Origin of the sequence: Coprococcus intestinihominis, from assembly GCF_040096555.1 — a bacterium.
Lineage (GTDB): Bacteria > Bacillota > Clostridia > Lachnospirales > Lachnospiraceae > Coprococcus_A > Coprococcus_A intestinihominis.
In genome coordinates, this window is sequence record NZ_JBBMEK010000207.1 from 1 (window position 1) to 6,012 (window position 6,012).

At 42.5% G+C, this 6,012-nt stretch carries 7 protein-coding genes and 1 pseudogene; 1 reads left to right on the plus strand and 7 read right to left on the minus strand.

Annotated elements, in window-relative coordinates; genetic code table 11:
* Positions 1-94: 94 nt before the first annotated feature.
* Positions 95-1,294: a phosphopentomutase gene (locus WMO25_RS13615; protein WP_349085752.1), complete on the minus strand. Its 1,200-nt coding sequence runs from the start codon at positions 1,292-1,294 to the stop codon at positions 95-97.
* A gap of 335 nt (positions 1,295-1,629) precedes the next feature.
* Here WMO25_RS13615 and WMO25_RS13620 point away from each other — a divergent pair, with 335 nt between their 5' ends.
* Positions 1,630-2,217, plus strand: coding sequence for a TetR/AcrR family transcriptional regulator (locus WMO25_RS13620; RefSeq protein WP_270249354.1), 588 nt, complete (start codon positions 1,630-1,632; stop codon positions 2,215-2,217).
* 31 nt (positions 2,218-2,248) lie between these two features.
* Here WMO25_RS13620 and WMO25_RS13625 read toward each other — a convergent pair whose 3' ends face one another.
* The 6 genes and pseudogenes from WMO25_RS13625 to WMO25_RS13650 form a co-directional block, all read right to left on the minus strand.
* The gene (locus tag WMO25_RS13625) at positions 2,249-2,986 is read right to left on the minus strand and encodes a hypothetical protein (RefSeq protein WP_349085753.1); all 738 of its coding nucleotides are present in this window, start codon (positions 2,984-2,986) and stop codon (positions 2,249-2,251) included.
* Between the two features lie 38 nt (positions 2,987-3,024).
* On the minus strand, positions 3,025-3,147 hold the full coding sequence (locus WMO25_RS13630; RefSeq protein WP_349085754.1) for a hypothetical protein: 123 nt from the start codon (positions 3,145-3,147) through the stop codon (positions 3,025-3,027).
* Positions 3,138-3,866, minus strand: a complete 729-nt coding sequence (locus WMO25_RS13635) for a sensor histidine kinase (protein ID WP_349085758.1) — start codon at positions 3,864-3,866, stop codon at positions 3,138-3,140. Before WMO25_RS13635 ends, WMO25_RS13630 begins: the two co-directional genes overlap by 10 nt.
* A gap of 12 nt (positions 3,867-3,878) precedes the next feature.
* Positions 3,879-4,208 (minus strand): annotated as a pseudogene (locus tag WMO25_RS13640) (response regulator transcription factor); the annotation flags it as partial.
* A 127-nt stretch (positions 4,209-4,335) separates the two neighbouring features.
* Positions 4,336-5,040, minus strand: a complete 705-nt coding sequence (locus tag WMO25_RS13645) for a potassium channel family protein (protein ID WP_349085756.1) — start codon at positions 5,038-5,040, stop codon at positions 4,336-4,338.
* 35 nt (positions 5,041-5,075) lie between these two features.
* Positions 5,076-6,012: potassium transporter TrkG (locus WMO25_RS13650; protein WP_349085757.1), on the minus strand; the 937-nt coding region annotated here is incomplete at its 5' end.

The following is a 6,012-nucleotide window of genomic DNA, read 5'->3' on the forward strand; positions in this document are numbered from 1 at the left end:
GCCATTAGCTGATACAATGTAGGTGTTACATATTTCGGGCGGCCGCATACCAAGCTCTTCTAATTCTTATAGGCCGCCCTTTTTATGTCTTTTTTTATTGCAGTAAATCCAGGATAGATTCACCGATTGATCCTTCTGGCATATTTACTCCGAAGTTCTCAGTGATGGTTGCCCCAAGGACAGCAAAATTGTGAAATGCGTCTCGCTCCTTAAGAATACCTGATGCCTTCATAGATGGTGAATAGGCGATCATCGGTACGGTTTCACGTGTATGATCAGTACCTGTATAGGTAGGATCATTGCCGTGATCCGCTGTCAGAATCAAAAGGTCATCCTTACGTAAAACATTAAGTAATTCACCAAGCTTAACGTCAAAACGTTCAATTTCTTCACCATAACCAATTGGATTACGGCGATGCCCCCAAAGGGCATCAAAATCTACCAGATTTGTAAAGCATAATCCATTAAAAACTCTACCGGCAATATCGATTGTCTGTTCCATGCCATGAACGGAACTTTGGGATTTGTTGGATTCAGTCAATCCCTCACTGTCAAAGATGTCATAGATCTTTCCAACGGAAATACAACTGTAACCGGCATCTTTTAGGGCATTTAAGGCCGTCAATCCTGTCGGTTTTAAGGCATAATCATGGCGATTGCTTGTGCGGACAAATTCACCGCGTTTTTTGCCGACATAAGGTCTGGCAATGACACGGCCGACACGCCATTCATCTTTTAACGTTAATTCTCTGGCTATTTCGCAGCATCGATAAAGTTCTTTCAGATCAAAAGTTTCTTCATTGCCGCATATCTGCATTACAGAGTCCGCAGAAGTATAAACGATCATATGACCCGTTGCAATTTCCTCTTCACCCAGTTCATCAAGAATAACGGTACCACTGGCACTTTTATTGCCAATGACTTTATGGCCGGTTTTTTCTTCCAGGGCAGCGATCAGGTCTGGCGGAAAGCCGTGTTCAGTGAAGGTTTTAAAGGGCTTCTTTGTTTCAATGCCCATCATCTCCCAGTGCCCTGTCATTGTGTCTTTGCCGTTGCTTTTCTCAAACAGTCGGGCACAACAAGCCATGGGATGTTCAACAGCAGGTACCTGTTTGAGGGGGTGCAGATTGGCCAATCCAAGTTTTTGTAAATTGGGTATATTCAGATGGGCAACGGTATCACTGATATGGCCAAGCGTATCAGCACCGGTGTCGCCGAAACGTTTGGCGTCCGGCATGGCACCGATACCGAGAGAATCCAATACGATCAGAAAAACTCTTTGGTATTTTCCCATATAAATCATCCTTTCTGCGATGAATGCATACATCTTTTTTATTTATATGATACCACAGCGAGATTTACCTGGCAAATTTTAATTCAAGACTTGATAATTTTTAATAATTATTGTATAGTTTAATAGATATAATGTTGATTTATATACATTTAATTAGAGTAACTGTTCAGAGCTAACCTCCAAAATGCTGCGCATTTCGTCGGTGTGGCGTATCCGCCAAATAAAATTTCAAAAACAGTCTTAAAAATGCAAGCATTTTATACCTGCTTTTTGAAATTTTGCTTGACTCTGAACAGTTACAAATTGGACATATAAATAGATAAATGGAGGAACAAATGATGGCTGAAAAGACAGATCGCCGCATCAGAAAGACCAAAGCCCAACTGAGGCGCGGATTGGCTAAATTATTAAAGGAAAAGACGATAAAGGAGATTACCGTTAAGGAGCTTGTGGAGGAAGTTGATATCAATCGCTCTACATTTTATCTTCATTATACGGATATCTATGACTTACTTGAACAGACAGAGAATGATCTGAAGAACGAGATTCTGGAAATTGTTAATAATGACCAGCGATTGAGAATGGAAGAAACAATGCCTTATATTACAGAGTTGTTTGCATTTATTGCTGACAATAGAGAGATTGCATCGGCTTTGCTTGGCCCGCATGGGGATGTTGCCTTTATGCGTCAGATTGAACAGATTATTTTAAGTCATTGTATGAAGTATCTGAAGCCTTATTTGGAACAATTGGATGAGCGAACCCTTGAGAGTGTCAATGGATTCTGCATTGCAGGATGTATAGGTTTGATCATTAGCTGGATGAAGCATGATTTTGAAGATACACCTGAGAGTATGGCCAGGATGACGTATACTCTTGTACTGTCCGCTTTAAAGCCATATATGCAGAGCATCGCCGAGTAAAACCCGGCGATGCTTTTTAGTGCATAGGAATTTAGAATTCCCGATTCAGTTTAATGTTCAGCATGAAGTGGTCCTCTGCATCGATACAATCTTCAATAAAAACATAACACTTCAGATCAAGAGCCTCATTGCCATTGGAAATTTCCAACGACGCATAATAATCCATATAGGACCAATCCATCTGATTCCGGCTGTTGTCCCATCCCACATAGTTTGCGTAGCGCTTCAGAAAATATCCGGCAATACGCTGCTCAAGAGGAAGTTCAGTGGTTTCTTCATTTGCATCCTGAAGAATATTTAATTCAAAGTCTTCTAATTGACTCATATCCAGATCATAGATTTCCATGCCCAACAGATAGCCACTGCTTTCATCATAGTAGAGCTGTGCAAATGGCATAGGATAGCCGTCACTTGGCTGTTCGGCAGCAAAATAACTATCCATCTGAAAAGCCATCACCCATAGGATGGTTGAATTACCGTTCTGATCCGTGACCAGGATAGGTAGAATGGCATCTGAATCCGTATATTTCATGGCATCATTGTAGTCCTGTATAGATGCGATGTATTTATAGAATTCAGGCATCAGTGTTTCCAGTCCATCTGCAAGTTTCATGAATTCAGTGATGATATTGCTCCAGGCTTCTTCCTTTGTCAGTTTGTAACCACGGCTCAACACAGCGACTTCAAGCGATGTATCCGTTTCGCCGTTTAATGCCGCTTCGATGGTGTCCAGATTATAGATGAGCTGGATTTTTTCGCTTAGAGACATACTGTCAATATTTAATCCGGAGACATTGGCGGATTTCTCTACTCTTTTCTCGGTCCATTCAGTATCGTAAAATTGAAATAAAGCAGATGGAGCATAAAACACAAAATAATCACAGCAAGGGTTATGGCAAGCAGTGGCAGATAATTCTTTTTTATTCGCATTTTGTCCGACCTCCGTTTAAAATAGCTTTAACCACTGTGCCTTTTCCCGGTGTACTCTCAAAAATAAGCTGACCGTGATGCAGTTCAGCGATTGCCTGACACAGAGCCAAACCGAGTCCGGCACCGCCCTGAGCCCTGGAACGGGATTTGTCTACCCGGTAAAAGGCTTCTGTAATGCGGGACAGTTCCTCCGGCTTCATACCGCGCCCTGTATCGGCCACGGTAATCAGACACCCTTCTTCTGTCAGTCGTCCAACTACCAGAATGTTTCCGCTGTCGTCTATGGCCTTTTTGGCATTGTCAATGAGATTAATGATCAGGGACTTTACAAGATCAGACTCCATCAGGCAAAATCCGTTATCATAACGCCCTTTTAAGCTGATATTTTTGTCCGCCATGGATGGAAGTGCTGTGTGTACGGCGCCTTCAATCATGGTCTGCAGATTTGTCGGACGAAGTTCAAAATCCTTTTTCTTAAGAACCAGCAGATCCAGCAATTTAAGTGACAGACTTTCCAATCTTCGTCCCTCGGAGAAAATGTATTCTGCTGCTTCCTGCTGCTCTTCTTCATCAAGGGCCTGGCTGCGCATCAAGTCTGCATAGCCGATGATGGATGTCATCGGCGTCTTTAATTCATGGGCAAAGCTTCCCATAAATTCTTCCTGCCGTTTCATGGCATCTGCCATTTGGTGCATATTGTCTTCAATAGTATCTGTCATCCGATTAAAATCCCGGGCCAGCAATTCCACAATTTCAAATGGCTTGATAATATAATCCTCTGCGCCCATTTTCAGACCGCGGACACGGTTATTCACCGAATTGACAGCGGTGAGAAAAATAACAGGAATCCCCAGAGGTCTGATATAATCCATCAGTTCAAATCCGTTGGCACCGGGCAGCATGATATCCAGCAAGATCAAATCAAATATCTCTCGGTCTAATTTATCGACAGCTGCATTGCCGTCATAAACGCAGGTACAGTGATAGCCTGCTTTTGTTAGACTCAATCTGATCAGATTGGAAATAGGCTTCTCATCTTCTACGATCAAAATGCGTATCATGGTTTATTCCTCCTGTCTGATGCCATTTTTGAGTGCAGGCATTTATCTTCCGATTTTGCATCGGATTTGCCATCAAATCATGGCTTTATAATATAAGTATATAGGGCAAATGCATCAGAAAAGCATCTTAACTGTTGAGCCACCGATTGAGTTTGAAAATACCTTCTTTGGATCCGGAAACAAAGAGAATATCCCCTTCTTTGAATCTATAATCCGGTGTTATAAGATTGATAACGATATCGCCACTTTGAATGGCAATGATATTCAGGCCAAAGCGTTCTCTGAGGTTGATATCTCTGACACTTAACCCGATTGCCTCATTTGCCACAATTGTTTTGGATATATTAATCTGTTCGCTCAATTGAACTATATCGAGATTATGTGAATTTTCAAGGCGGCTTGCAAGGCGGATGGCCATATCACGTTCAGGAAACACAACTTCCGCTCCCAGTTTCTCAAGAATAACCCCATGCTCTGCGGTTGCTGCTTTGGCAATGACTCTTGGAATACCCAGTGAGACAAGGTTGAGAGTCGTCAGTATGGATGTATCCAGATGTTCGGCAATGCAGACGATGGCGACATCACAGTTCTGGATACCGGTTTCAATGAGCGTTTTTTTGTCCAGATTTGCAACAACGTAGGCATGTTCAGTCATTTCACGCAGGGTTCGGACCCTTTCCTCGTTTTTATCCATTACAACGATCTCTGCTCCGGCTGAAGCCAGATCCATGGCCAGTGCCGAACCGAAACGGCCGAGACCCACGATACCGTAAGTCATGTTTTTATTTTTGGAGTTCTTGGAACAATATGAATTATTTTTTAAACTTAACATTTTTATCTCCTGTCTGTTGAAATATTGGTCTGACGTTATCCGACAACAATATTGCCGTCAGGATAAAGTGCGAGTTCTCCACGTGAAAAATACCATAAAGAGGCAATGGTCAGTGGTCCGAGTCTTCCGGTAAACATCATCATGATTGAAAGTATTTTGGCAGGAAGATGCAGATCGGATGAAATACCAGTTGATAATCCGGCAGTTGAAAAGGCGCTGGTCATTTCGAATAATGCATCCAGCAGATCCACCTGCGGTTCCAGGATCATCAGAATGTAGGTGGATGTGATGACGACACCTGCCGCCAGAATGGAAATAACAGCAGCTTTTTTGAAGACATCTTTCGGAATAGAATAATGAAAGGCCTTTTCCGACTGATTGGTGGCTGCTGAAAAAATCCCCCGGATCAAGACAAAAAAGGTGCTCGTCTTGATGCCGCCGCCTGTTGATCCCGAAGAAGCACCGATAAACATCAGCACGATCATCACAAGTAATGCAGGAGCACCGAAATCACCGATAGGACGTGAGGCAAAACCGGCTGTTCGGGTGGAAACACTGTGAAACAGCGCACATAACCATGAAACGGGTTCTGTTAATTTGATCAATAAAGTACCGATGATGATCAAAGCCAGACTGACCGATAAGACGACTTTGGTATGCATGGACAGTTTCTTCCATTGACATTTCTTTTGCCATAATTCTTGAATAACAAGGAAACCGATGCCGCCGAAAAAGATGAGGACACAGGTAATGATATTCAGAAAAATATTATCCGTATAGGGAACCATGCTCTGTCCGCCACCAAAAATGTCAAATCCGGCATTATTAAAAGAGGCAACGGAATGGAACAGACTGACACCGATGGCCCTGAACAGGGAATAATCCTGTATAAAAACGATGAAACTCAATGCTGCGCCGATCAATTCGATTAGCAGTGTGGTTTTAAAAACGGTATAGACAAAACCAATCAGT

Excerpts from the sequence above, each read along its gene's own strand:
- WMO25_RS13615 (WP_349085752.1), bottom strand. The coding sequence starts at position 1,294 with ATGGGAAAATACCAAAGAGTTTTTCTGATCGTATTGGATTCTCTCGGT.
- WMO25_RS13620 (WP_270249354.1), top strand. The coding sequence starts at position 1,630 with ATGATGGCTGAAAAGACAGATCGCCGCATCAGAAAGACCAAAGCCCAA.
- WMO25_RS13625 (WP_349085753.1), bottom strand. The coding sequence starts at position 2,986 with ATGTCTCTAAGCGAAAAAATCCAGCTCATCTATAATCTGGACACCATC.
- WMO25_RS13630 (WP_349085754.1), bottom strand. The coding sequence starts at position 3,147 with ATGCGAATAAAAAAGAATTATCTGCCACTGCTTGCCATAACCCTTGCT.
- WMO25_RS13635 (WP_349085758.1), bottom strand. The coding sequence starts at position 3,866 with ATGACAGATACTATTGAAGACAATATGCACCAAATGGCAGATGCCATG.
- WMO25_RS13645 (WP_349085756.1), bottom strand. The coding sequence starts at position 5,040 with ATGTTAAGTTTAAAAAATAATTCATATTGTTCCAAGAACTCCAAAAAT.